Here is a 26,530-nt window from a genome sequence, read left to right as displayed (position 1 = left end):
AAAAAGCCGGGAGAAATTTCTCCCGGCCCTGGAAAGAAAAAGATGTTAATGCGCTTCCAGCCAGTTTTTGCCGGTCCCGATCTCTGCTTCTACCGGAACTGCCAAAGGCATAGCATTGCGCATGCCTTCAATGATCAGGGGTTTAATGATCTCCACTTCATCCAAGTGGGCATCAAACACCAACTCGTCATGCACCTGCAGGATCATTTTGGATTTGAAGTTGTGGTCCCGGAAGGTTTTATGCAGCGAGATCATGGCCAGTTTGATCATATCTGCTGCCGTTCCCTGGATGGGCATGTTAATGGCATTTCGCTCTGCGAAACCGCGAACGACGGCATTGGAGGAATTGATATCTTTTAACCAGCGTTTGCGGCCCAGCAATGTTTGCACATAGCCGGTCTTTTGGGCAAACTTCACCTGGTCTTCCATGTATTTTTTGATATTGGGATATTGCGCAAAATAGTTGTCGATAAGCATTTTGGCTTCGCCGCGTGCAATGCCCAGGTTTTCACTAAGGCCAAATGCGCTCACCCCGTAAATGATACCGAAGTTCACGCTCTTGGCATTGCGGCGCATATCGGAAGAAACGTCTGCAATGTCTACCCCGTACACTTTTGCCGCGGTGGCAGTGTGAATGTCCAGTCCGCTACGGAAGGCTTCCATCATATTCGCATCCTCACTGATGGCGGCGATGATGCGTAATTCTATCTGGGAATAGTCCGCGGAAAGTAGTGTGTACTCCTCACTTTTGGGTACAAAAGCTTTCCTTACTTCGCGGCCCCTTTCTGTACGGATGGGGATATTCTGAAGGTTTGGATTATTGGAGCTGAGCCTGCCCGTTACTGCCACCGCCTGGTTGAAAGAAGTATGTACCCTGTTTGTGCGTGGGTTCAGCATTAATGGCAGTGCATCCACATAAGTGGATTTCAGTTTGCTCAGTTCCCGGAAGGCGAGGATACTATCTACGATAGGATGTTTGCTGGCCAGTTTGGTCAGTACATCTTCACCTGTAGCATATTGCCCCGTACGGGTTTTCTTGGCTTTAGGGTCCAGCTGCAATTTGTCGAACAGCACTTCTCCCAATTGTTTGGGAGAGGCCAGGTTAAACCTTACACCTGCCTGCTGGTAAACACTTTCCTCTGATTTGCGGATATCCGTTTCCAGTTCTTTGGAATAATCTGCCAGCGCTTTCATGTCAATGGCAATACCTTCATATTCCATATCTGTCAGCACTTTCACCAAAGGATTCTCTACTTCGTAAAAAACCTTTTCCACCTCCTTTTCTGTGACCAGCGGTTTGAATTTACTTTTCAGTTGCAGGGTGATGTCTGCATCTTCCGCAGCATATTCTTTGATCTTTTCTATTTCCACATCCCGCATTGTGCCCTGGCCTTTTCCTTTTTTGCCGATAAGCGTTTCAATGGATACGGGCGCATATTGCAGGTATTGTGCACTCAGCAGGTCCATACTGCGTCGGCCCTCCGGCTCTATCAGGTAATGCGCCAGCATGGTGTCGAACAGCTTCCCTTTCACTTCAATGCCGTACCATTTCAGCACGATCATATCATACTTGGTGTTCTGGCCAATGAAAAGCGCGTCTTCTCTTTCAAACACCTGGCGGAATTTTTCCAGGACCTCTTTTACTACAAATTGGTCTGGTGGTAATGGCACATACCATGCTTCGCCGGGTTTCACGGCAAAGCTCATTCCCACTATCTCTACTGCGTTAGCATCTGTTCCGGTGGTTTCTGTATCAAAGCTGATCTCCGGTTCTTTCATCAGCACGGCGATGAGCTCTGCATGTTTTTCCGGGGTATCTGCAAGATGATAAGTATGCGGTGTATTGTCGATGTTCTTATCCGCCACCAGCCCAACAGCAACAGATTCGATGGCTTCAGCAGAAGCCGCGAGGCTTTCTGCAGGGGAAGCGGTCGCATTACCGAAAAGGTCCTGCTGCACAGGTTTTGCCTCTCCGCCGATAGCGTTAAAGCCGTCTCCAAGGATGCGTTTGCCTAATGTTTTAAATTCCAGTTCCGCGAAGATCTCGGTAAGCGCTTCTTTATTTACTTCCGTACAGCAGAAATTTTCTTCATGAAAGTCCACCGGTACGTTAGTGATGATGGTAGCGAGCTTTTTGGAGAGGATGGCGCTTTCCGTTCCTGCCTTGATCTTTTCTCCCATTTTACCGGGGATCTTATCTGCATTGGCGAGGATGTTTTCCAGCGAGCCCCATTCCGCTAATAATTTCATGGCTGTTTTTTCTCCCACGCCGGGGATGCCGGGAATATTATCCACCGCATCGCCCATCAGGCCCAGGATATCTATTACCTGGCTTACATCTTTGATCTGCCAGCGTTCGCATACTTCTTTGGGGCCGAGGATCTCTTCCTTATTGCCCAGGGCAGGCGGTTTCCAGATGAAAATATTATCCTTTACCAGTTGGCCGTAATCTTTATCCGGCGTTACCATGTAAACTTCATAACCTTGTGCGGCAGCCTGCCAGGCCACGGTACCGATAATATCATCCGCTTCATATCCATCCAGTTCCAGTACCGGGATATTGAACCCTTCGATGATCCGTTTGATATCGGGGATGGAAGAAATGATATCTTCCGGGGCTTCTTCCCGGTTGGCTTTGTAATCAGCAAAATCCGTATGGCGTTCAGTAGGGGCATGCGTATCGAAAGCCACGGCAATGTGTGTGGGTTTTTCTTTGTTAAGGAGGTCCAGCAGGGTAGAGGTAAATCCAAACTGGGCGTTGGTATTACGTCCTTTACTGGTGAGCCTTGGGCTTCTGATCAATGCATAATAGGCGCGATAGATAAGCGCCATGGCGTCTAGTAAAAAGAGTTTCTTGCTCATTCGGTAAAAGTAAACAATTACCGATTCGCAAGATCATATTACCTAATTTTGCGGCCATGAAAAGGATTTATTATTTGTCGAGCTGCAGTACATGCAAAAGGATCCTGGATGAAACGGATGCTGTAGGAAAGGGCTATGCATTACAGGATATTAAGAAGGATAAGATCACACCGGAGCAGTTGGACGATATGCGTAAACTGGCAGGAAGCTATGAAGCATTGTTCAGCCGCCGCTCTCAGAAATATAAACCGATGGGCCTGGCAGAAAAAGAATTAACAGAGGATGATTACCGTTCCCTTATACTGGAAGAATACACATTCCTGAAACGGCCCGTAACCATTATCGGGAAGAAAATATTTGTGGGAAGCGAAAAAAAGACGGTGGAATCACTGAAGGAAACCATCTGATCTTTCGTTAATCAATTCCAAATGGGGTAAAATCTTAAAGTGTTTTTGCGAAGGTTTGCACCACATTTTTATAGGCTTCCATGTCCTGCCCATGTTGAAAAGTGGTGAAGGGGAATGTTTTTACGGCTTCCAGTGCTTTTTGCAGGTTGAACTGGTGTTGCGGCAGGCTGTAGAAGTACCCTTTCTGCATCAGGTATTTCCCCAGGTATTCCTGTTCCGATTGGCCGGGGGTGGGGATAAGGATGGCTTTCTTATTGAGTTTGGCGAGGTCCATGAGGGTGGTGTAACCGGAGCGGCTTAATACCATATCCGATGCCAGCATGGCTTCGTTCAGGTCTTTAGCACCCAGGTGGCTTACCTGGAAAACCCCGGGGGCGATCTCTCTCTTTTCCGCCTGGTCCGGCCGGCCGCTGACGATCAGGGCCTTCATTCCCGGAATTTGTTTAACCTGTGCCAGTAGCAGCTCTTCGAGGTTCGTGCGTTGTGGCTCGGGCCCGGAAATTAATGCCAGCAGGTCGTATTTCTTTTCCACATTTTCCATGGGCACAAAGCGGGAAAGACAACCCAGGTAAGTGGTGTGTTCCGGAAGCGTGCCGGGATGCGCCAGGATGCCGCTCAGATTGGGTTCCCCGGCAAAATCGGGGATCCAGCAGGCGGAGTAACGGCGGATGTATTTATAATTGATCTTTTGCAGCAGGCGCTCGGTAATACCGCCAAAGGGGGTTTTTATGAGCAGCTGGTGAGAAATGAACACACAGGGAATATCTGGATGGTAGAGACCGAAACGGTTGTCTGAGATCACGGCATCTATGCCAAGGTCCGCCACGGTCTTGCGTAACCAGGCCTGCTCATAGCGAACGGCCTTCCAGATCTTGGGGATCTGTTGTACTATCTTTAAGCCAAAAAAGAGGCCTTTCTGGGAGTATTGGATATGATAGCCGGGAAGGGGTAAAATGGTGATCTGCGGGAACTCCCGGGAAAGCAGGGCGGCGTGTTTACCTTCCGCCGCAATAAGTACTTCACAACCAGCGTTTAATAGTTCATGGATCAGCGGGATGTCGCGCGTGGCGTGGCCTAGACCCCAATCCAATGGTACAACGAGAACTTTTTTCTGCACAAGGGTGTGTGTGGACAAATAATTAGAAATTTTATGCGAAAATAGCTTAATTTAGAAATGACCATTGTTAAGAAACGGTAAACTCTTTTAAGCTGGCAAATGCAATATTCAATAAGTTTTTTTATAATGCACTATGAAAAAGTTTAAATGGGGTTTTATCTTCTTATTTATGGTTAGCTTAATGTGGCAAGGTTGCAGTGTGTTGAAAAAGAATGATTGTGGTTGCCCGCCGATGCAGAAAGGGCGGATGAAACATTAGAAGACAAGACTAGCACATCTCTATACCGGAAGCCATACCTGAGAACCGAAATGTGGGGGAAACACGTTATCGAAAAATATGTCAACAACAAATAAAACAATCAATTAGCATGAAGCCTGTAGAGAGGGATTTACTCATCTTGCTACATGAAGATCGTTACAACGAGCAGGAGATCCAGCATGAGGTTAAGCAGATCAGCGATATGTTATCGTTGGTTGAAACTATGGATTACCTCGCCCGTGCAACAGAAGTAGCGGACTGCAACAAACATCGTGTTAGCAGCAAACGCCGCATCCTGGAACGAGCCTTCTTTCGTAAAGAGCCAAAAGCATTTGAGTTCATCGTCCACAAAAACTGATCTTAACATTTTCATCCCTGTCCGGTAGTATTTCCTACCCGATTGCCTACTGCACTCCAACCTATACGCCAACTATTAATTAAACCGGAAAACATTCTGTAGCACATTCGCAATGTTCATTTTATGAACGTTAACTTCTTATGCTATGAATTAAATTTCTTCTTGTAGATTTGCGAGCAAACAATATCCGTTGTGATGATAGACTTTTCGCACCTGCAGGATTTTCTGACGCCTGTTTCCAAAACACAATTACATGATGATGAAGAATACGACGATCTGCAGATTGGCCGTACGATAGACCTGTATGAAGAAGAAAATATCCCCGACCTGGATACGGCAGACATTATCTTATTAGGTGCAGGAGAAGAAAGGGGGAACGGTACCATCAGTGGCGGCAACGCAACACCAGATGCCATCCGCCGTGAATTTTACAGACTTTATCACTGGCATAAAGATGTACGCCTCGCAGATGCAGGCAACCTCATTGCCGGCCGCAGCCTCACAGATTCTTATGCAGCACTCAAAAGTGTGCTTACAGAACTGATCGATGCCGGAAAAACGGTGATCATCCTCGGCGGCTCCCATGATCTTACTTATGCACAATACCAGGCTTACGCCGGTAAAAAATACATTATTGAGGTAACGGTGGCAGATGCCCTGATAGACCTCCAGGAAAACTCTCCTGTACGCTCCCAGCGCTTCCTGCTGGATATGTTCATGGAACAACCTAACTACATCCGCCACTACAATCACATTGGTTTCCAGAGTTATTTTGTACAGCCCCGCATGCTGGAAACACTGGATAAATTACGCTTCGATTGTTTCCGCCTCGGCAATGTGCGCGAGAATATGGAAGATATAGAACCTGTACTCCGCAACACCGATCTTTTTAGTGTGGATGTTAATATGATCAAACATACAGACGCTCCGGCAAATTCTCTTTCTCCGAACGGATTCAGCGGAGAAGAGGCCTGCGCACTTTCCCGGTATGCAGGCATGAGCTCACAGCTCAGCACCTATGGTATTTTCGGATATAATTCGGCAAAGGATAAAGATAACCTTACGGCCAAACAGATCTCTCAAATGCTGTGGTACTTTATGGACGGCAGATCTGTAAAGAACAAAGAAGCCCTTTTAACAGAACGCGAATCTTTCCTCGAATTTCACATTGCCTTTGCAGACATCGATACCGTTTTCCTGAAGAGTAAAAAAACAGGCAGATGGTGGATGCAATTGCCGGATAAAACATTTGCGCCCTGCGCCTACAGTGATTACCTGCGGGCCAGCAACAATGAAATTCCGGAACGTTGGATGCGGAGCCAGGAAAGACTTTAAAACACAATTATGGTCACTACCCGCAGAGCAAGGGCGGTACGGTTAAACCTCATTCAGAATTCGCAGGATGCTGCATTGATAGCAATTGGTGTGCTGCTTGCCAGTATCGGACTGAGAGGTTTCCTGCTGCCAAATGGATTCCTCGATGGAGGTGTAACGGGAATTTCGCTGTTGGTGAACAGGCTCACCGGCTGGTCCTTTTCCGTATTGCTCATCGTGATCAATGCCCCTTTTATTTTGCTGGCGTATAAACAGCTTTCCAAAAGGTTCACCATTAAAACCATTGCGGCTATTATTGGCCTGGCCACCTGCCTGGTACTCATCAAAGTACCTACGTTCACACAGGATAAATTGCTGATCGCCATCTTTGGCGGATTCTTCCTGGGCGCGGGTATTGGTATGTCTATCCGGGGAGGTGCCGTACTGGATGGAACGGAAGTGCTGGCCCTTTACATTAACCGCAAAACCGTATTGTCCGTAGGGGAAGTGATCATGTATTTTAACGTGCTGCTCTTTGGTGTGGCCGCAGTATTGATCAATGTGGAAACCGCCATGTATGCCATGCTCACCTATTTCTCTGCTTCCAAGACCGTGGATTTTGTGATCCAGGGTTTTGAAGAATACATAGCGCTCACTATTATTTCAGAAAAAAGTGAGCTGATCCGGAAAACCCTTACGCTGAAATTAAAAAAAGGCGTTACCGTGTTCAAAGGCAAGAGTGGCTTCGGGAAACGGGGTCAGAAAAATGAAGAGATCGACATCGTGTATACTGTTGTTACCCGCCTGGAGGTACATAATATCATAGATGAGATTGAAAGAATCGACGAAAAAGCGTTTATTGTGCAACACAATATTAACGACACGCGTGGCGGGATGATAAAAAGACGCGCTACGCATCATTAATCCACTCTTCAATTGTACCACATGAAAAACGGTTTTGCCACCGCACTGCTCATGATCTCAACAATGACCGCATTAGCACAGGAAAGGATAGACCTTTATCCTGGCCAGCCTGAACTCAAAATAGCAGGAGGCCGTAAAATAGACGATGTTCCACATATCGATCATTACCCGGCTGCACCGGATAAAAAAACCGGTGAAGCGATATTGATCTGCCCCGGTGGCGGATACGCGCACCTGGCTGTAGACCATGAGGGAAAAGATATTGCAGCATTTTTCACCGCACAGGGTTTTGAAGCCATTGTACTGCATTACCGTTTAAACGATGCAGAAAATAAAGGCTCCCGTTTCCCTTCGCAGTATAACGACGTTACCAACGCCATGCGCCTGGTGAAATCCAAAGCGGCAGCCTGGAAGCTGGACCCGGAGAAGATTGGCGTAATAGGTTTTTCAGCCGGAGGACATCTTGCTTCCACCCTCACTACCATGATCATTCCTGCCAACCCTGCCGCAAAGAATGAGCTGGAAAAATGGAGCTCCCGCCCGGCCTTTGCCATACTGATTTATCCCGTGATCAGCATGAGCGAAAGTTTCCGGCATAAGGGCAGCACCGTGAATTTATTAGGCCCCGATGCTTCGCAGGCCATGATGGATTCTTTATCTACCGATAAAAGGGTAACGGCGCAAACGCCTCCTGTTTTCCTGGTGCATTCAACAGATGACAAAGTGGTACCGGTAGAGAACAGCTGGGCATTCTATTCCGCGTTGAAGAAAAATAATGTTTCCGCTTCTTTGCATATATATGATCACGGTGGCCATGGATATGGCATGGGACCGAAAGATCCTGTACTGAACAGCTGGCCCGGCCTGGCTGTGCAATGGCTGAGAGGCGTAGTATTTAAACCGAAAAGTTAAGAGAGGATGAGGTGTATTTTAGTTTTCTGTTTTTGCATGATAAGTGCAGCTGCTGCAAATGCGCAGCAAACAAGGCAGTTTTCCAGTTGGCTGGCATCTTTCAATACAGTAGCTATTCCTAAAACGAAGTTCAGCATTCATATGGATGCACAGGTACGCAGTACACATGAATGGAGAGAATTTCAAACATTCATTGTACGGCCGGGATTGAACTATCATGTAAATAAGAACATGATCGCAACAGTGGGTTATGCCTGGGTGCATAATCTCCGTGCAGTACAGGATGTAACAGCCTACCTTTCAGAACATCGTATCTGGGAGCAATTCATCGTGAATCATAAACTGGGCTTTATTCCAATTCAGCACCGCTTCCGCGTGGAACAACGTTTTATCGGAACGCCGGTGGTGAATAATAATAAACTGGAAAAAGACGGACATGAACTGGCCCACCGCTTCCGCTATTTCCTGCGGGGCATTGTTCCATTCAACGGAGAGCAGACCTTTACGAAAGGTGCTTTTGCCGCTGCACAGAATGAGTTGTTCCTGAACTTTGCCAATACGGATGCGGTAAATGGAAAAGTGTTTGACCAGAACCGAGCGTACCTCGCTGTGGGCTATCGTTTCAGCCGCCAGTTCGACCTTGAGGCGGGTTATCTGAACCAATATATTTCCGGAAGAGGTGCTGCCCGCAGCACAGTGCATGTGTTGCAGCTGGCGGGTTATCTGAGGTTATAAATAGAAAAGGCGGTCTGTTACAGGCCGCCTTTTTATTTCTTATTGCATACCTTAAACAGGCGGGGTTATTCTTATCCCAGAAAATTATCCGCATCCCTGTAAGCCTTTATCAAAGCCAGCTCTCCTTCTTTCCCCGGCAACGCATTACCATGCTCCATGCCCATCACGCCTTTATAACCTTTGGTATGCAGGTGTTTGAAAATGTTCTTGTAATTGATCTCACCTGTGCCCGGTTCTTTACGGCCCGGGTTATCTCCGATCTGTATGTAAGCAATTTCATCCCAGCAGAGATTGATGTTGGTGATAAGCTGACCTTCATTTTTCTGCATATGATAGATGTCGAACAATATTTTGCAGGAAGGGCTGTTCACTGCGCGGCAGATCATATAGGTCTGATCAGAATTGCGGAGGAACAGGTCCGGCGTATCGCTTAATGGCTCCAATACCATGGTAAGCCCCCCTTTTTCCAGGATCTCAGCACCACGGCGCAACGCATCGATCACATTACCGGTTTGAACACCGATAGGCAGTTTACGTTCAAAGAAACCGGGAACAACAGTAGCCCATTTGGCATTTACCCGTTTGGCCAGTTCCACAGAACGTTCACAGGTTTTGAGGAACAGGTCCAGGAATTCCTTTTTGCCGGTAGTGAGGGAAATTTTCCAGTTGTCTCCACCGTCTATCACAAAAACGCCCATCCGCATATTCAGTTTCGCCAGCAGTTCGCCGATCTTATTTTGAAGAGCGGTATCGCGGCCCAGCATGCCATTGTCTTCAATAGACCGAAACCCCTGATCATGCATGAAACGGATCTGGTCCAGGAAGTCGTCCCCGGCACTGTTCTTGAACATTCCTGCATGGGGTGCATAGTCCAGGTTAAAGGTTTTCCCTGCCGCGGCAGGCTTTGTATCTGCAGCGTTTGCAGAAGTGGCCGCACCACCAAGGGCCAGGGCTGAAATGCCTGCCAGTGTGCCTTTTTGAAGGAATGTTCTTCTTTCCATAGCGTGATAGTTTAAATGCTGAGTCCGAAATTTAATAGCTTTTCCATGTAAAAACGAGAGATTTCAGAAATTAACCTAAACTCCCGCTATTTTAACCAATATTGAAACATAAGCATTAATTTTTGACGTTTATAAAATAATTATTGCATTCAACCATCAAAATCGATAAATTCACACGCTTAATAATTCACACGTCTAGCAATGAGAAAGAAAACTGTGGCCATTTTACTCGCCGGGATAGTGACCGGCGGGGCTTACGCTCAGAACAATGAACCATTTACAGCCTACGAACAGAAAGTACCGGGATCAGATGTAACCATCAAAATGGTACCGGTAAAAGGAGGCGAGTTCCTTTTGGGTAGCCCGGCTAAGGAAAAAGGACGGAATGCAGACGAAGGGCCGCAAAAGAAAGTGAAGATAGACCCTTTCTGGATGGGGGCTTACGAGGTGACATTTGATCAATACGATGTGTATTCAGACGCAGAAAAAGATAAAACCCCATTGCCGGATGGTATGACGAGGCCCAGCCCTCCTTATATCGACCTCACACTGGGAATGGGCAAAGGCGGCGGATTTCCGGCCAATAGTATGAGCCAGTACGCAGCATTGATGTATTGCCGCTGGCTGTATGGTAAAACCGGTGTTTTTTACCGTCTTCCTACAGAAGCAGAATGGGAATATGCCTGCCGTGCAGGGTCCACCACAGCATTTCCTTTTGGGGACGATGCTGCCAAACTCGGAGAATATGCCTGGACGCAAGAGAACAGCGAAGAGGTATATCATAAAGTAGGAGAAAAGAAACCCAATGCCTGGGGTTTATATGATATGATGGGTAATGTGGGAGAATGGACCTTAGACCAATACGATGAAAAAGGGCATGAGAAAGCGGGGACAGAAAATCCCTGGAATCAGCCCACAGTAAAAACGCCACGTACCATCAAAGGAGGCACTTACCTGGAACCGGCTACAGCAGCCCGCTGCGCTGCCCGCCTGAAATCAGATGAGTCCTGGAACAACCGTGATCCACAGATCCCACGCAGCAAATGGTGGAATGCGGATGCGCCGTTCATCGGGTTCAGGATCATTCGCCCGGTAAAGCAACCGACCAAGGCAGAGGCAGAAAAATTCTTTGCAGACGTTGTCGATAAATTCGTGGGCGCCCGCTAGGATTTAACAATAGGAATACGTAATTTCTGATAGCTAATCGTCTATTTATAAATCACCAAGGACTTAAACGCTCCCTGTAAAATACCCATCATGGAAAACGAAAAATCAACATCATTCCACGGACAAAGCCGCAGAGACTTTGTAAAGCAATCCTCCCTGCTTGCAGGCGGATTACTGGCAGCGCCTATTATTGCTGAGGCCGGCCAGGCAAACTATTTTTCCGGCGCTCCCGGCGTTATCAAAGTTGCGCTCATCGGTTGCGGAGGCCGCGGTACCGGAGCTGCAGTACAAGCACTGAGCACTAAACAAAACGTACAACTCGTTGCGATGGCAGATGCTTTCAAAGACAGGTTGGATGATAGCTACAATGGCATCGTTGATTCCATGAAAGCTACACCTGAACGTGTGAAAGTTGCCGAAGCAGATAAATATGTAGGCTTCGATGGATACAAAGCAGCCATCGCGAAAGCAGATGTGGTGATCCTCACCACCCCTCCAGGTTTCCGCCCTATTCATTTTGAAGAAGCTATCCGCCAGGGCAAACACGTATTCATGGAAAAACCCGTGGCTACAGACCCTGCTGGTATCGCCAAAGTACTGGAGACTGCAGAAAAAGCAAAAGCAAAGAAACTGAACGTGGTAGTAGGGCTGCAACGCCGCTATCAAACATCCTACCTGGAACTGTACAAACGCGTAAAAGATGGTATCATTGGTGATATCACTTCCATGCAGGTATATTGGAACCAGGGCGCGCTGTGGGTGAAACCACGTAAACCAGAGTATACAGAAATGGAATACCAGATGCGTAACTGGTATTACTTCAACTGGCTCTGCGGGGATCATATCGTAGAACAACACATTCACAATATCGACGTAGGTAACTGGTTCAAAGGTGAGATCCCTGTAACCGCAATGGGAATGGGTGGCCGCGCGATCCGTACCGGTAAAGAATTTGGTGAGATCTATGATCACCACTATGTGGAATACCGTTATGCAGATGGTGTGGTAATGAACGCACAATGCCGTCACTGGAAAGATGCCGTGAGCCGTGTGGACGAAGAGATCATTGGTACAAAAGGCCGCGTGATCTGCGACAGGGGAAGGATCGTGGATAGCAAGGGAAAGACCATCTATCAGTTCGATAAAAAACAGGAGAACCGTCCTTACCAGGCAGAACACGATGAACTGTTTGCTGCGGTTGCCGCCGGCCAATACAAATTCGAAGATGCAAAGAGAGGTGCAGAAACCACACTCACCGCCATCATCGGTCGTCTTGCCACTTATTCCGGTCAAACCATTGCATTCGAAAAAGCACTGGCTTCCGGTCTGAACCTGCAACCGGCGAAGTATGCATTTGATGCTCCTCCGCCAGTACTGCCTGATGCAGATGGTAATTATGCTTACGCAAAACCAGGCATCACTAAATATTTCAGCTGATTGAAATAATCTAAAACATACAGAAAACCTCCTGATCATCCAGGAGGTTTTCTTTTTTTGTTAAAACGGAGTAACTTAAAGGGATGAGATCATACTTATTGTTGGTGGCTGTCCTGGTAGCAGGAGCCGCAGCTGCCCAGCCTAAGAATATCCGCCAATGGGCAACCCAGGATGTTTTAGATGCAAAAGCCCTGACCGGAGCACATGTGGGCATCAGCATCATGGACCCCGCAACAGGAAAATACTGGATCCAGTACCAGGATGATAAGTTCTTCATGCCCGCTTCCAACACTAAGATCTTCACGCTTTTCACCGGCCTTCAATTGCTTGGGGATTCCCTTCCCGGCATGCGTTTTTCAGAAAACGACACGGCCATTTATATACAAGGCACAGCAGACCCTTCTTTCCTGCATCCTGATTTTACAGCGCAGCGCGTCAAAGACCTTTTAACGCAAACGGATAAACGGATCTGGTACCAGCCCGCAGTGATCAAAAATAAAAGGTTCGGTCCCGGATGGGCCTGGAGCGATTATGCGGATTATTATCAACCGGAATTAAATGAATTGCCCATGTATGGAAATGTGGCCCGCATAAAGATACAGGGCAGTCAATATTCCATGGTGCCGGAATACCCCACCCGTTCAGGAGAGCCACTACCCAACGAAGTATTGGCAGACCGGGAAGAAAGAGCGAATGAATTTGTGTTGCACTTCAGGCCGGAAAACAGGGCGGTACATGATTTTGAAGTTCCTTTTATTACAGGCGGCAATGAACAGCTCCTGCAAAGATTACAGGACACGCTGCATAAACAGGTGGGCTTATTGCCAGCAAGGGCTGCGGGCACAGGAACTATTTTGAAAAGCATTCCCGTAGATACCCTCTTTCAACCCATGATGCACCGAAGCGACAACTTCTTTGCAGAACAGATCTTAATGATGTGCTCCTCTGTTAAGTGGGATACCATTGATTCCCGCAAAGTGATCGGGTATATGCTGGACAGCACGTTGAAAGATCTGCCGCATCCGCCAAGCTGGGTAGATGGTTCAGGACTTTCCCGGTACAATCTTTTTACCCCCCGCGACTTTGTAACCGTACTCAACAAATTATACAAGACCTATCCGAAAGAAAGGTTATACCCGCTTTTCCCCACCGGCGGCAAAGGTACCTTACGTAATTACTACCAGGCCCTGCCGGGAAGGTTATATGCGAAAACCGGAACGCTCAGTGGTTGTGTGGCATTGAGCGGATTCTTTGTAAACAAGAGCGGAAAGACGCTGATCTTTAGCGTGCTGGTGAATAACCATAACAGCACTTCAACCGCTGTACGCAGAGCAGTAGAGACGTTTTTGGTCAGAGTAGCGAATAACTAAAGCAAACCCGCCAGCCATAAAGGAAGAAGGATAGATAAAAATACCCCATAGACCAGGTCCAGCCAGAAGAAAGAACCCAATGTACCCAACAGGATGAACCCTGTGATCGGCACGAGGATGATCTTTAGCCAGATGGGCGTATTTTCTCCATGCCATACAGCATTCCACATGGTGGAAGCATCCGTAGTACTGGGAAATGCATGTGCACCGATGGAAATGGCCAGGTAAAGCAGCAGATAGTCAAAAAAAGTACCGCCACTGAATTGTGCTACGGGAATTGCCGCAGGAAATGCAATGATAAAAGCTAACAAGGAATTGATCAGGAAAGGGCCAGTGCTGATCAGTATGGAATGAGAGGCTTTTTTAGGCGGTTCATGAAGTACATAACCTACGGGATTAGCCACTTGAAAATACTTCACCTCAAATACTGCAACACCGCACCAGCGGCAGAATAGCTGGTGAGCCAGTTCATGAACGATCACACCGGGAAAAGTAACAACAGCAATATATACGCCGGGAATAAACATACACCTAAGGTTAATCTCTGTAAGAAATATTATTGTGAATAACGTTGTTCAACCAGGTAACACCAGCCGTGTCTTCAATGGCAATTAAATTATCCTGCATGGTTTTAGCGGTTGCCTTATCTCCGTTAAAATGGGAAGCCAATGCAAGCATGCGGATCGTTCTGATATCAGAAGGAGCAATCTCATAAACCTGCCGGGCAATTTGCAAGGCCTTTTTGTCCTGCTTTTGTTTAAGCAGGATCTTCCCTTTCAATATAAGGCCATCAATAGATTCCGCATGATCAGCCAGCATCTGATCACAGACCGTCAATCCTTTTTCATATTGCTTTTGCTCACAATAGGCTTGTGCTAATAAACGAAGGCCGAATAAAATGTCCGGCTTAAGGGTCCTCACTTCTTCGCATAAGGAAATAACACCGGTGTAATTACTATCTGAGCTGTAATAGGAGGCAAGCAGCAACTTTGCCGCAACTTCTTCCTTGTGTGCAAGGCTGTAGGTTTTTATGATATCAATAGACTCTTTTACACTGGCAGTGCTATCCAGCCGGGCATATATGGATTCATCGGAGAGCTTAAGGTCCTCGTCTATGCTCAGAAGGGAATTCACCATGTTGGTTGTTTCCTGGTCTTCAATGGACCTCCCTCTCCAGGGGCCCAGCACGCTATCTGAAATGGCATAATGCTCATTATGATACGCAGACATCGCGTAATAGGCGTTCATTTTAAAATTAGAAGGATAGCGTTGCAGGATTTGATGGAAAGCCTTTTCCGCACTTTCGTACTTATGGTCATCGAATAATTGCCTGGCCTTGTTATAGGTCATGGAAGCCTTGATAGCTTTGGGCATATTGAAAAGAGAGAAAAGGAACAAAGCAGCTACGCCCGCGGCGGACCATTTAACCCAGCCTGCGATGGGGAAACGGCTCATTTGTTGACGGCACTCCCGGCATAAATTGTTAACATAACCGGCTTCATAGTCAGGACTGCCGCACTGCGTACAGCCATTGTGTATAGGGTCCATATAAAACAAAATAATTATAATAATTCACAAAAAAAAGGCCTCCCGTTTCCGGAAGGCCTTTAAAGGACGTAAGTAGTTATTACTTAACGATCTTCAATTCGTTAATGATATTTTTGGCACCACCCAGTTTATCAATGCACCATAATACATAGCGCACATCCACACAAATGGTACGGTTGTAGTTCTTGTCGAACTGGATCTTGTGGCTCAGCGCTTCGTAGTTACCATCAAAAGCAAGTCCGATCAGCTCACCGTTACCATTGATAACAGGAGAACCGGAGTTACCGCCTGTGATATCATTGGTAGTGATAAAGCCAACAACGAGGTCATTGCGTTTGAGGTCCTTATACTGGCCGAAATCTTTTTTCTTCACCAGGTCCACATAACCCGGAGGCAGATCAAATTCATAATCGCCCGGGATATATTTTTCCAGCACGCCAGCAGAGGTGGTTACATAATCATACGCCACTGCATCCTTTGGAGAATAAGGTTTCACCTGGCCGTAAGAGAGGCGCATGGTGAAATTCGCATCGGGGTAGCGGGATTTGTTAGGGTTCATCTGCATTTCCCCTTTCAGGTAAAGGCGGTTGAGTTCCGTGGTTTGTGCCGAGAACTGTGCAAACAGCGGAGCATATTTACCCACGTAGTTTTTCACGAAAGCAGAAGCATACGCATATGCCGGATCATCCTGCAGCGTTACGGCATCAGGATTTTTAACGAACGCGCTCCATTTGGCATCGTTAAAGATCATGGTATTAGCGAACACAGAAGCAGCCCATGTTTTGTAAGTCTTTTCATCCTGCAGATCACCGAAGGATCTGAGGCTTTCGTAAAAACCGATCGGCTGTTGATCTTTGGCGATATCTGTATAGAACATCTGAGCCGTGGCTGCGAGGATCTTCTGATCGCTTACTTTATTTTCATCTTTCAGGAAGTTGGTGCGTGCAGCATCAGCAGCGGCCACAGCGGCGTTTACATTTCCTTTCTTGAGGATAGCGTCTTCAATGGAAGCCAAGGAAGAAGCAAAGGCAGCAAGGGGAGAACCTAAAGTGGCTTCACGCAGATAGATGCGGTGTTTAGCGTGCGGCTCCCAGGCTTTGTAAGCCTTTTCATATTGTGCGAACACATTTTCAAATTCAGGTTTGCCTTTAGCCCATTGCTGGAAAGCAGCTTCCTGTTTTTGTTTTTCTTCGTATACATGGTACTTCAGCAACTGTTTGCTTTCACCGTCAAAGAATTTCCAGTAGTTAGCAATACCCGCGTAAGAAGAGGCCAGTTGCAGTTTCACAGCAGGGTCTTTCTTCATTTCCTCAAACATATATTTAAGGCGGATGTCGCGCAGGTTAACTGTAGAAGGATTTTCGATATCGGTTTTGAGCTTTACGCCGAAAGAAGTTTCATAACGCGTAGTACCTCCGGGATAACCGAAGATCATCGCGTAATCATTTTCTTTAACGCCCTTGATAGATACCGGCAGGAAAGATTTTGCCTTCATGGGAATGTTCTCAGGGCTATGGGCGGCAGGTTTGCCATCTTTGCCGGTATATACGCGGAATACGGAGAAGTCCCCGGTGTGGCGTGGCCATTCCCAGTTGTCTGTATCGCCGCCGAATTTACCAATGCTTTCAGGGGGTGTACCTACCAGGCGGATATCGGTAAAACGTTCGTAAATGAAGAGGATGTATTGGTTGCCGGCGTACATGGGAACAACACGTCCTTCGTAACCGGTACCATCTGTAGCAGCTTTGATGATATTGCCATAAGCGGCCTGTAATTTGGCGTTGCGCTCATTGGCCGCAGCGCCTTGTAAAGCACTGTCTACTTTTGCCGTAACATCTTCCACGCGCACCAGGAATTGCACAAACATGTTTTTGGATGGAATTTCTTCCTGTTTGCTTCTGGCATAGAAACCATCTTTCAGGTAGTTATTGGTAACACTGCTGGCAGCGGCGATGGCGCCATAACCACAGTGGTGGTTAGTGAAGATCAAACCTTCACTGCTCACTATTTCTCCGGTACATCCACCGTTGAAGATAATGATGGCGTCTTTCATGGAGGATTTGTTGATGCTGTACAACTGTTCTTTTGTGAGCTTCAGTCCTTTTTTCACCATGTCAGCATATACTTGCGGGCCCAGGAGATATGGTAACCACATCCCTTCATCTGCTTTCGCCAGCTTCACTGAAAGTAACAGGAGCAGCAGGAATAGATTTTTCTTCATAGTTCAGATTTTGTAAAGAGGCCCAAACCTAGCGAAATTTTTGATAATAGCGCTGCCGCCGATGGATTTACCCGTTTCGGCCAACATAAGAGATAAGTTTAATTTGTTGTTAATTGCAGAACAATTATTGCAGCCGGGCGTTAATATGGCTTGAAGATTGATCATACTATTTCATGCACCATAAAACCAAACTATGAAACAGGTACTTTTTGGCGGATTAGCCGCTTTATCGATGTTCATTTATGCCTGCCAGGGCACCAGCAAAAACACGGGAGGAGACACTTCTGCCGTGGTTACAACAGCTTCCCCTTCCTGGAAACTGGAAGGCACCCGCTGGAAACTGAAAGAATTTCCGGCGAACCCTATTGCGATCCCGCCGAGCGAAAAGGATATTTATATTTCCTTTGTGGATACCTCTTCCCAGATCCAGGGATTCCTGGGATGCAATGGTTTCGGGGGTAAATACCTGGCTACGGCTCAGGGCGACTTACAGATCTCCGATGTGATCTCTACACAAATGGCCTGTCCTTCGCTGGATGTGGAGAACGCATTAGGAAAAGCAATGGCCGCAACCAGTAAGTACACCATTGATAAAGACCTGCTGCGTTTGCAGAGAGGAGATTCTATTTTGGCAACGTTTACAGCTATCCAACAATAAAACATAAAACATATGCAAAAGTATTTTTTAATAATGGCGGCAGCGGCAACGTTCATGGCCTGCCAGGGTAATACAAGTAATACGCAGACCACCACAGATTCTGCAGCAGATAAAATGAAAGAGGGTGTTGAGCAGGTGAAGGAAGGTGTGGAGATGAAAGCAGATACCGTAGGTGCTTACTTTAAAGAGCAAAAGGAAATAGCACAGGCGAAGTTGAAAGAGAAAAGAGATGAACTGGATGCTAAGATCGAAGAGTTGAAGAAAGATGGAAGTAAGAAGAGTGAACGTGCGCGTAAGAAACTGGAAGAGGCAAGAGATGATCTGAATAAAACAATGGAGGATGTGAAGAATAGTACGGTGGAAGCCTGGGAGGATACGAAGAAAGGAATGGATAAATCGCTGAAGAAAGCAGATAGTGAGTGGCAGGAATTTAAGCGTGATTTTAAAGAGCTGTTCAGATAAAAAGGGAGGTGTTCAAAATGAACACCTTTTTTATTTAAATGGGCCAGGTAAAATGATCAGATGATAACCTCGCATAATAACCTCGCAGCAGGAAGATGCCGGAGTAAAGAGCTGTTAGCCAGAACAATTATCCGCAGAGGATATCAAAAAGATCCAAAGGGAACCAAACGGAGCAGGCTCCCCCGGTTAAGCAGGGGCGTATATTATTACTTCATCCTCTACCATGGCAAAAAGTAAAGTGACTTCTTTATACCTGAATATTAAGCAAAAAACGAAACGGCGGATAATCATAAGGTTATCCGCCGTTTTATAATTAACCCCTCAGGAGGCATTGTAATTACAGCAGATAGTATTACTTTGCGCTGGTTTTGTGTGTAATGAACACAACAAAACGATATGTAAGACCTATAGCACAACAGTATTGATAACCATCCTCCTACCTGTATCAACCTAAGCCACAGCATATTATCAATTTTCATAATTGAAAAATACTAGTAATGACAAGATACCTATGGCAGTGTACATTCCTGCTATTGCTTGCGGGCCAGGCAAATGCACAGGAAACGTTCATCTTTCCCAATTTTAACAGGAACGCAGCCTTAGCCAATCCAGCCATGCTTAGCCTGGATTCTTCCACCAGCTTCACCGCCGCCGGCAGAAAACAATGGACGGGGATCAATGATGCCCCGCAAGCCATCAGCTTCACCGGCAGCACTTTTATAAAAGGCCCGGGCCTCTCAGCCGGCATAGCAGTAGAACATAAATCTGTAGCAGTAAATAAATACAGCGGCATAGGTTTCATGCTCTCTAAAACCGTGAAGCTCAGTAAAACAGAATACCTCAGCTTAGGCTTCTATGGTGGTGCAGATAACTTTTCTGCCAACTACACAGGTCTTGGTGGCGGCGATCCCGCATTAGCGCAAAAACAACAGATCAACCAATGGAGGGGTATTGTGGGAGCGGGCTTATTATTGCATGGAGAACGGTTCTACTTCGGTGCTTCTATGCCCCGGATCCCTCTTAAAGATTATAAAGATGTACCCGATGAAAGTAATGGCTACTTAACAGCGGGCGTATTATTACCACTGAACGAACAGTTCTCCGTAGCACCCAACTTAACCTGGAATGTATTGAACAAAAGCCGTGCATTGGATGCCGGCGCGATGTTGTATGTACAGGAGATCTTTGGCGTAGGCGCCACTTACCGGAGCACAGGAGAAATAAATGCAGCATTGCAGTATAGTTTTCAACGCACCTTACAGATCGGCTACAGCTACATTTTCGCTGTAGGCAATAGCCAGAACATCAGTCGTTTCAGCGGAGGCTCCCATGAAATATTCCTGAACTACCGCATCAATAACATCGCACTTCCTTTCAAATGGTGGTAAGTACAAAGACAAATAACATGATCAGATATATACTATCCTTCCTCCTATGCCTATGTTTTACAACGGGGTTAAAGGCACAATTCACAGATGTAACAAATGTGGCGCCGGGTATGCCTGCATTACAAAATAGTGCCGTAGCCTGGGGTGATTATGATAATGACGGTGATCTGGACCTTTTGATCACGGGCAGTGTGAATACCACCACTGCTTTATCCGCAATTTATCGTAACAGGGGAGATGGAACTTTTGAAAACAGTAACATCTCTTTGCCTGCCGTGGCATTTTCTGCCGTGGCCTGGGGAGATTATGATAATGATGGAGACCTCGATCTCATATTAACAGGCTCCAGCTCTGCAGCAACTAATGGGGCTACTTATATTTATAGAAATACAGGAGGAGCATTTACAGATAGCGGTATTCAGTTTTTCCTTGGATTAAAAGAGGGTTCTGTAGCCTGGGGCGACTATGACAATGATGGGGACCTGGACCTTTTATTTACAGGAGTATCAGGGTCCAATGTTATAAGCAGGGTTTATCGTAATAACGGAGATCAAACATTTACGAATAGTGGGAACACCCTGATCAATGTTTCCGCTTCTGCCGCTGCCTGGGGCGACTATGATAATGATGGGGACCTTGATATACTGATAACAGGGGTAATCGGCTCGGGTCAGCCAAATGCTGGCCAGCGCACCAGTAAGATCTATCGCAACAGGGGAGATGGAACTTTTGAAGACAGCGCAATCCCTTTACATGGCGTATCCAATTCTGCGGTTGCCTGGGGCGATTATGATAATGACGGCTTCCTGGATATAATATTGACAGGGTATGATAACGGCTTTGATGTTGTCAGCAAGATCTATCACAATAATGGAAATGGTACATTTACTGATATCGGCAGCACAATCCCCGGTGTACACCATGGTTCTGTAGCCTGGGGTGATTATGATAATGATGGCAGCCCGGACCTATTAATAACAGGGCAAACATTATTGGGTACCCGTATCAGCAGCATCTATCGTAATACAGGAGGAGGAACCTTTCAGGATATCAGCGCGGCTGCTTTAATTGGTGCGGATAATTCCGCTGCCGCCTGGGGAGATTATAACAATGACGGTAAACTGGATATCATTATAACAGGGGCATCTTCTCCCACAACATCAACCACCAACATTTACAGGAATGATGCCATCGTTGCCAACACCGTTCCCACTACCCCTGCAACATTGACGTCAGCACCGGGAGCTGTAAGCCAAAGCAGGGTACTCTCCTGGGCTAAATCCACAGATGCACAAACAGCCACGCAGGATGGTCTGAACTATAACATATACATCAGCACAACACCCGGGCAGGCAAACGTGAAGCCTGCTATGTCCAATATCAGTAATGGTTTCAGAAGGATAGTGAAGACCGGTAACACGGGTTCCCTGAATTCCGCCACGATTAAAGGACTGCAAACAAACGTTCCTTATTACTGGAGTGTACAGGCCGTTGATGGAGCATATGCCGGTTCTCCTTTTGCTCCGGAGCAAACCTTCACGATTATAGCATTACAACCGCAAACGATCACATTCAATAATATAACGGCAATTTACGGCGATGCAGATTTCGCACCAGGCGCCACCACCACATCAGGTCTTCCAATTTCTTACAGTAGTGACAATCCTGCTGTAGCAACAATTGTAGCTGGCCAGATCCATATTGTTGGCCCCGGAACGGCAAACATTACAGCATCACAAGCAGGTAACGCCGCTTACGATCCGGCAGCTGATGTGGTCCGCACGCTTACCGTCAGCAAAAAAACACTCACCGTAACAGCAGATGATATCACCATCACTTTCGGAGACACTCCGCCGGCAACCTCCACATATGTTATATCAGGAGGTTTTGTAGGCGGAGATGACGAAAGTGTATTCACCACACCTGTAAACATCGTAAGAGATGTTGCCACAGACGCAGGTCAGTACAATATTGTTGTTTCGGGAGCCTCCGCTGTTAATTATGATTTTAACTACGTGCCGGGTTCGTTCATCATTTTGCCCAAAACATCCAACATCACCTTCAACGCTTTACCCACAAAAGTATACGGCGATGCTGATTTCAACCCGGGTGCTACAGTGGATAATGGATTGCAGGTTACCTATGTAAGCTCTGACCCCCTGGTGGCTACCATCGAAAACGGCTTAATTCACATAGTAGGAGCAGGTACTGTAACCATCACTGCATCCCAGGCCGGAAATAATAATTACGAAGCTGCAACAGATGTAGATCAAACCCTCACCATCGGCAAAAAAATGCTGACAGTTACGGCAGATAATAAAACCATCGACTACGGTCAGCCATTACCCATGCTCACTTATACCGTAACAGGCTTCATCCCTGGTGAATCCGAATTCGCATTGCTCACGCCGGTGTTCATCACAACAGACGCGAACGGTGATATCGGCGTACATAATATCACTGTTTCGGGTGCCACCGCAGATAATTATGATATCAATTACGTGCAGGCACACCTCACTATTCAAAAGGCAACTATAAATATCACCTTCCCAACACTGCCCGTAAAAACATACGGCGATGCAAGCTTTGCTCCCGGCGCAACCATCAGCAACGGACTACCCATCACCTATTCCAGCAACAACAGCAGCGTGGCAACCATCGTTGGTGGAAATATCCAGATCACCGGAGCAGGTACAACCACCATCACTGCCCACCAGGCAGGTGACGGTAATTACAATCCATCTCCGGACGTACCCTTAACACTCACCGTCAACAAAAAACAATTGACCGTAACGGCGGACAACAAAACCATTAATTTCGGCGAAGCACTCCCAACGTTCACTTATACGATTACCGGGTTCATAACCGGAGAAACAGAAACAGTGCTCACCACGCCTGTAAATATTACCGGCAGCGGAACCAACGTTGGCACATACCCGATCACTGTGTCAGGTGCCGCCGCCGCCAATTACGATTTCACATACCAGGCGGGAACGCTCACTATTCAAAAGGCCACCGCGCAAATAAGTTTCAACAGCCTGCCTGTAAAAACATATGGTGATGCAGACTTCGCACCAGGTGCCACCATCCCTAACGGATTGCCGATCACTTATTCAAGCTCCAATAGTAGCGTAGCCACTATTGTGGCCGGAAACATCCATATCACCGGAGCCGGAACTACGACTATCACCGCACACCAGGTGGGAGATGGTAATTACAATGCAGCCACTGATGTTCCCGTAACGCTTACGGTGAATAAAAAGCAACTCACTGTAACCGCAGAGAACAAAACCATTAACCTGGGAGACCCTCTGCCAACATTCACCTATACTATAACTGGTTTCGTACCTGGTGAAACAGAAGCTGTATTTACCACGCCGATCAGCATCTCCGGCACAGGCAGCAGTGTTGGTACTTATCCCATCACAGCTTCAGGAGCCGCCGCAGCTAACTACAGCTTCAGCTACCAACCCGGAATACTCACCATTCTGAAAGGTACTGTGCAGATCAGCTTCAGCGCGCTTCCCGTAAAAACTTACGGCGATGCAGACTTCGCACCAGGCGCCACCATCCCCAGCGGGTTGCCGATCACCTATTCAAGTTCCAATAGCAGCGTAGCCACTATTGTGGCCGGGAACATCCATATTACCGGAGCGGGCACAACTACTATTACCGCACACCAGGCAGGGGATGCTAATTACAACCCCGCCACCGATGTGCCCGTAACGTTCACCGTGAACAAAAAGCAACTCACCGTAACCGCGGACAATAAAACCATCAATTTCGGGGATGCCTTACCAACATTCACTTATACCATCACCGGTTTCGTACCTGGTGAAACAGCTGCCGTACTAACAACACCTGTGAGCATCACCGCCACAGGGACCAATGTTGGCACTTATCCCATCACAGCATCCGGCGCCGGCGCCGCCAATTACGATTTCGTGTATCAGCCCGGCATACTCACTATTCAGAAAGCCACCGCGCAGATCAGCTTCAGCAATCTGCCAGTGAAAACATACGGCGATGCAGATTTCGCACCAGGTGCCACTATCCCCAATGGATTACCGATCACTTACACCAGCTCCAATGCGGGTGTAGCTACTATTGTGGGTAATAACATTCATATTACCGGAGCAGGCACAACCACTATCACGGCAAAACAAGCAGGAGACAACAATTACAATCCTGCGGCCGATGTAAGTGTAACACTCACCGTAAATAAAAAACAACTCACCGTAACTGCGGATAACAAAACCATCAGTTTTGGCGACCCGTTACCAACGTTCACTTATATCATTAGCGGTTTCGTACCTGGTGAAACAGCAGCTGTATTCACCACTCCCGTGAGCATCACTGCCACAGGAAGCAATGCCGGTACTTATCCGATCACAGCATCAGGTGCCGCCGCAGCTAACTACGATTTCACCTACCAGCCCGGAACCTTAACGATCCTGAAAGGCACTGCGCAGATCAACTTCCCAACACTGCCTGTAAAAACATACGGCGACGCAGACTTCAATCCAGGCGCAACGATCCCAAGCGGATTGCCCATCACCTACACCAGTTCCAACACCGGGGTAGCTAGTATTGTGGGCAACAACATTCATATCACAGGAGCGGGCACAACCACTATCACGGCAAAACAAGCCGGCGATCAGAATTACAACCCTGCTACAGACCTGAGCGTAACTTTCACGGTGAATAAAAAACAGCTCACTGTAACGGCAGATAATAAAACCATCAGCTACGGGGAGCCGCTGCCAACCCTCACCTACACCATCGCTGGTTTGGTGAATGGAGAAACGCAAGCCGTATTCAGCACCCCTGTAACCATCACAACAGATGCAACAACGGCGATAGGTATTTATACCATCACGGTGTCCGGCGCCGCCGCTGCCAATTATAGTTTCATTTATCAACAGGGCACGCTCACTGTACAAAAGGCTACCGCGCAGATCAACTTCACCAACCTGCCTGCGAAAACATATGGTGATGCAAACTTCAATCCTGGTGCAACGATCAGCAGCGGATTGCCGATCACTTATACAAGCGCTAACGCCAATGTAGCGACCATTGCAGGGGGCAACATCCACATTGTAGGAGCCGGTACATCTGTCATCACAGCCAAACAGGCAGGGAATGCCAACTACAATCCTGCTACAGATGTGAGCGTAACCCTCACTGTAAATAAAAAGGTACTCACCGTTACCGCAGATAACAAAACCAAAATATTCGGTGAACCGAATCCAGCATTCACCTATACCATCACAGGTTTTGTATTCGGCGAAACAGAAGCCGTATTCACTACGCCGGTAAGCATCACCGCCACCGGAACCAATGCCGGCAATTATCCGATCACAGCATCTGGTGCGGCAGCGGCTAATTATACGTTCAATTATGTGACTGGCACACTCACTATTCAGAAAACAACACAAACAATCACATTCCCTGCATTGCCTGCAAAAACATATGGCAACGCAGATTTTGCTCCGGGTGCTACAGCAACATCTGGTCTGCCAATAACGTATACCAGTTCAGATCCAAACATAGCCACCATCGTTGGAGGAAACATTCATATCACCGGAGCAGGCACCGTAACCATCACGGCAACACAAGCCGGTGATGGAAACTACAATGCCGCTACACCGGTAGTGCAGACGCTCGTAATAGCCAAGGCCACGCAAACCATCCAGTTCGGCCCGATGATGAAACGTTCTGCAGGTGAGCCTCCTTTCGATCCGGGAGCCACGGCCAGTTCCGGTCTGCCCATCACTTATGTGATAGAGAACACCACGATTGCAACTGTAAACGGTAACATGGTGTCAGCGCTTAAAGCAGGCATCACAAAGGTCACCGCCACACAACCGGGTAATAATAATTACGAAGCAGCCACCCCGGTAGCACAGGACCTGGAGGTAACCGGTATGATCGGATACCTGAAAGTGAATGATGCGGTTACACCAAACGGAGATGGTATCAACGATTTCCTCACAATAGAAGGTATCCGCCAGTATCCGGATAACCAGCTCTATATCTCAAACGCGCAAGGCAAGATCGTATTCGAAGCAAGAGGATACAACAATACCGGAAATGTGTTTAAAGGTTTGGGTAAGAAAGGCGAAAAACTGTCGAAAGGAGTGTACTACTATGTACTCATCTATCAGGGTACGAAAGAATCCGGATTCTTTGTATTAGAATACTAAAAACAGAAAAGGAGATAGTCTAACGGCTATCTCCTTTTTTTATGAGTATGTTTTATTAAGGAAAAGAGTCCCGCTTCTTTATATCAGAATAACTAAAACGGAAAGACTATCTCCTTTTTTATGAGTGTGTTTTATCAGGGAAAAGAGCCCGCTTCTTTATACTAGCATACTAACAGATCTCCTT

General features: G+C 47.0%; 20 protein-coding genes. 14 read left to right on the top strand and 6 right to left on the bottom strand.

The genetic code is table 11. From position 1 onward, the window contains the following. Positions 1-45: 45 nt before the first annotated feature. Positions 46-2,862: a DNA polymerase I gene (gene polA / locus BUR42_RS20850; RefSeq protein ID WP_074241545.1), complete on the bottom strand. Its 2,817-nt coding sequence runs from the start codon at positions 2,860-2,862 to the stop codon at positions 46-48. A 56-nt stretch (positions 2,863-2,918) separates the two neighbouring features. On the opposite strand from polA, the gene BUR42_RS20845 reads away from it, so the two are divergent. Beyond that, complete coding sequence (locus tag BUR42_RS20845) at positions 2,919-3,269, top strand: arsenate reductase family protein (RefSeq protein ID WP_074241544.1); 351 nt, start codon at positions 2,919-2,921, stop codon at positions 3,267-3,269. Between the two features lie 34 nt (positions 3,270-3,303). Here BUR42_RS20845 and BUR42_RS20840 read toward each other — a convergent pair whose 3' ends face one another. Continuing rightward, a complete protein-coding gene (locus BUR42_RS20840; RefSeq protein WP_084185737.1) occupies positions 3,304-4,404 on the bottom strand; it encodes a glycosyltransferase in 1,101 nt (366 codons plus the stop codon). A 350-nt stretch (positions 4,405-4,754) separates the two neighbouring features. On the opposite strand from BUR42_RS20840, the gene BUR42_RS20835 reads away from it, so the two are divergent. The 5 genes from BUR42_RS20835 to BUR42_RS20815 all read left to right on the top strand — a co-directional run bounded on the left by BUR42_RS20835 (position 4,755) and on the right by BUR42_RS20815 (position 8,888). After that, a complete protein-coding gene (locus tag BUR42_RS20835; protein WP_074241543.1) occupies positions 4,755-5,003 on the top strand; it encodes a hypothetical protein in 249 nt (82 codons plus the stop codon). 195 nt (positions 5,004-5,198) lie between these two features. After that, positions 5,199-6,338, top strand: a complete 1,140-nt coding sequence (locus BUR42_RS20830; protein ID WP_074241542.1) for a formimidoylglutamase — start codon at positions 5,199-5,201, stop codon at positions 6,336-6,338. Between the two features lie 9 nt (positions 6,339-6,347). After that, positions 6,348-7,241, top strand: coding sequence for a YitT family protein (locus BUR42_RS20825; protein ID WP_074241541.1), 894 nt, complete (start codon positions 6,348-6,350; stop codon positions 7,239-7,241). Between the two features lie 21 nt (positions 7,242-7,262). Further along, a complete protein-coding gene (locus tag BUR42_RS20820; RefSeq protein WP_074241540.1) occupies positions 7,263-8,153 on the top strand; it encodes an alpha/beta hydrolase in 891 nt (296 codons plus the stop codon). A 36-nt stretch (positions 8,154-8,189) separates the two neighbouring features. Next, entirely contained in the window at positions 8,190-8,888 is a 699-nt protein-coding gene (locus tag BUR42_RS20815) for a DUF2490 domain-containing protein (protein ID WP_159442320.1), read from the top strand. 71 nt (positions 8,889-8,959) lie between these two features. On the opposite strand, the gene BUR42_RS20810 is transcribed toward BUR42_RS20815, so the two are convergent. After that, positions 8,960-9,889 (bottom strand): hydroxypyruvate isomerase family protein, encoded by a 930-nt coding sequence (locus BUR42_RS20810; protein ID WP_074241538.1) that lies wholly within the window; start codon positions 9,887-9,889, stop codon positions 8,960-8,962. 201 nt (positions 9,890-10,090) lie between these two features. Here BUR42_RS20810 and BUR42_RS20805 point away from each other — a divergent pair, with 201 nt between their 5' ends. From BUR42_RS20805 to BUR42_RS20795, 3 genes are all read left to right on the top strand, one after another. Beyond that, positions 10,091-11,056 (top strand): formylglycine-generating enzyme family protein, encoded by a 966-nt coding sequence (locus BUR42_RS20805; RefSeq protein ID WP_074241537.1) that lies wholly within the window; start codon positions 10,091-10,093, stop codon positions 11,054-11,056. A 90-nt stretch (positions 11,057-11,146) separates the two neighbouring features. Next, the gene (locus BUR42_RS20800; RefSeq protein WP_074241536.1) at positions 11,147-12,493 is read left to right on the top strand and encodes a Gfo/Idh/MocA family protein; all 1,347 of its coding nucleotides are present in this window, start codon (positions 11,147-11,149) and stop codon (positions 12,491-12,493) included. Positions 12,494-12,576: 83 nt separating this feature from the next. Then, positions 12,577-13,863, top strand: coding sequence for a D-alanyl-D-alanine carboxypeptidase/D-alanyl-D-alanine-endopeptidase (locus tag BUR42_RS20795; RefSeq protein ID WP_074241535.1), 1,287 nt, complete (start codon positions 12,577-12,579; stop codon positions 13,861-13,863). Here the strand turns inward: BUR42_RS20795 and BUR42_RS20790 are convergent. From BUR42_RS20790 to BUR42_RS20780, 3 genes are all read right to left on the bottom strand, one after another. Next, the gene (locus BUR42_RS20790; protein WP_074241534.1) at positions 13,860-14,390 is read right to left on the bottom strand and encodes a metalloprotease family protein; all 531 of its coding nucleotides are present in this window, start codon (positions 14,388-14,390) and stop codon (positions 13,860-13,862) included. The two genes, BUR42_RS20795 and BUR42_RS20790, sit on opposite strands and share 4 nt — an antisense overlap. Before the next feature lie 10 nt (positions 14,391-14,400). Continuing rightward, positions 14,401-15,411, bottom strand: a complete 1,011-nt coding sequence (locus BUR42_RS20785; RefSeq protein WP_143197539.1) for a tetratricopeptide repeat protein — start codon at positions 15,409-15,411, stop codon at positions 14,401-14,403. 79 nt (positions 15,412-15,490) lie between these two features. Next, positions 15,491-17,632: a S46 family peptidase gene (locus tag BUR42_RS20780; RefSeq protein WP_074241532.1), complete on the bottom strand. Its 2,142-nt coding sequence runs from the start codon at positions 17,630-17,632 to the stop codon at positions 15,491-15,493. Between the two features lie 193 nt (positions 17,633-17,825). Between BUR42_RS20780 and BUR42_RS20775 the strand changes: the two genes are divergently transcribed. The 5 genes from BUR42_RS20775 to BUR42_RS20760 all read left to right on the top strand — a co-directional run bounded on the left by BUR42_RS20775 (position 17,826) and on the right by BUR42_RS20760 (position 26,346). After that, positions 17,826-18,290: an META domain-containing protein gene (locus BUR42_RS20775; protein WP_074241531.1), complete on the top strand. Its 465-nt coding sequence runs from the start codon at positions 17,826-17,828 to the stop codon at positions 18,288-18,290. Positions 18,291-18,302: 12 nt separating this feature from the next. Further along, positions 18,303-18,752, top strand: a complete 450-nt coding sequence (locus tag BUR42_RS20770; RefSeq protein WP_143197538.1) for a hypothetical protein — start codon at positions 18,303-18,305, stop codon at positions 18,750-18,752. A gap of 60 nt (positions 18,753-18,812) precedes the next feature. Further along, positions 18,813-18,989, top strand: coding sequence for a hypothetical protein (locus BUR42_RS29810; protein ID WP_159442319.1), 177 nt, complete (start codon positions 18,813-18,815; stop codon positions 18,987-18,989). Between the two features lie 260 nt (positions 18,990-19,249). Then, on the top strand, positions 19,250-20,140 hold the full coding sequence (locus BUR42_RS20765; protein ID WP_074241529.1) for a PorP/SprF family type IX secretion system membrane protein: 891 nt from the start codon (positions 19,250-19,252) through the stop codon (positions 20,138-20,140). Between the two features lie 17 nt (positions 20,141-20,157). Continuing rightward, on the top strand, positions 20,158-26,346 hold the full coding sequence (locus BUR42_RS20760; protein ID WP_159442318.1) for an MBG domain-containing protein: 6,189 nt from the start codon (positions 20,158-20,160) through the stop codon (positions 26,344-26,346). Positions 26,347-26,530: the final 184 nt, after the last annotated feature.

It is taken from the genome of Chitinophaga niabensis (genome assembly GCF_900129465.1).
GTDB lineage: Bacteria > Bacteroidota > Bacteroidia > Chitinophagales > Chitinophagaceae > Chitinophaga > Chitinophaga niabensis.
This window is presented reverse-complemented; position numbering and strand designations above follow the sequence as displayed.

Coding starts and splice junctions, on each gene's coding strand:
- BUR42_RS20820 (WP_074241540.1), top strand. CDS start 7,263: ATGAAAAACGGTTTTGCCACCGCACTGCTCATGATCTCAACAATGACC.
- BUR42_RS20760 (WP_159442318.1), top strand. CDS start 20,158: ATGATCAGATATATACTATCCTTCCTCCTATGCCTATGTTTTACAACG.
- BUR42_RS29810 (WP_159442319.1), top strand. CDS start 18,813: ATGATAACCTCGCATAATAACCTCGCAGCAGGAAGATGCCGGAGTAAA.
- BUR42_RS20785 (WP_143197539.1), bottom strand. CDS start 15,411: ATGGACCCTATACACAATGGCTGTACGCAGTGCGGCAGTCCTGACTAT.
- BUR42_RS20825 (WP_074241541.1), top strand. CDS start 6,348: ATGGTCACTACCCGCAGAGCAAGGGCGGTACGGTTAAACCTCATTCAG.
- BUR42_RS20845 (WP_074241544.1), top strand. CDS start 2,919: ATGAAAAGGATTTATTATTTGTCGAGCTGCAGTACATGCAAAAGGATC.
- BUR42_RS20805 (WP_074241537.1), top strand. CDS start 10,091: ATGAGAAAGAAAACTGTGGCCATTTTACTCGCCGGGATAGTGACCGGC.
- BUR42_RS20770 (WP_143197538.1), top strand. CDS start 18,303: ATGCAAAAGTATTTTTTAATAATGGCGGCAGCGGCAACGTTCATGGCC.
- BUR42_RS20815 (WP_159442320.1), top strand. CDS start 8,190: ATGATAAGTGCAGCTGCTGCAAATGCGCAGCAAACAAGGCAGTTTTCC.
- BUR42_RS20835 (WP_074241543.1), top strand. CDS start 4,755: ATGAAGCCTGTAGAGAGGGATTTACTCATCTTGCTACATGAAGATCGT.
- BUR42_RS20765 (WP_074241529.1), top strand. CDS start 19,250: ATGACAAGATACCTATGGCAGTGTACATTCCTGCTATTGCTTGCGGGC.
- polA (WP_074241545.1), bottom strand. CDS start 2,862: ATGAGCAAGAAACTCTTTTTACTAGACGCCATGGCGCTTATCTATCGC.
- BUR42_RS20795 (WP_074241535.1), top strand. CDS start 12,577: ATGAGATCATACTTATTGTTGGTGGCTGTCCTGGTAGCAGGAGCCGCA.
- BUR42_RS20810 (WP_074241538.1), bottom strand. CDS start 9,889: ATGGAAAGAAGAACATTCCTTCAAAAAGGCACACTGGCAGGCATTTCA.
- BUR42_RS20830 (WP_074241542.1), top strand. CDS start 5,199: ATGATAGACTTTTCGCACCTGCAGGATTTTCTGACGCCTGTTTCCAAA.
- BUR42_RS20790 (WP_074241534.1), bottom strand. CDS start 14,390: ATGTTTATTCCCGGCGTATATATTGCTGTTGTTACTTTTCCCGGTGTG.
- BUR42_RS20780 (WP_074241532.1), bottom strand. CDS start 17,632: ATGAAGAAAAATCTATTCCTGCTGCTCCTGTTACTTTCAGTGAAGCTG.
- BUR42_RS20775 (WP_074241531.1), top strand. CDS start 17,826: ATGAAACAGGTACTTTTTGGCGGATTAGCCGCTTTATCGATGTTCATT.
- BUR42_RS20800 (WP_074241536.1), top strand. CDS start 11,147: ATGGAAAACGAAAAATCAACATCATTCCACGGACAAAGCCGCAGAGAC.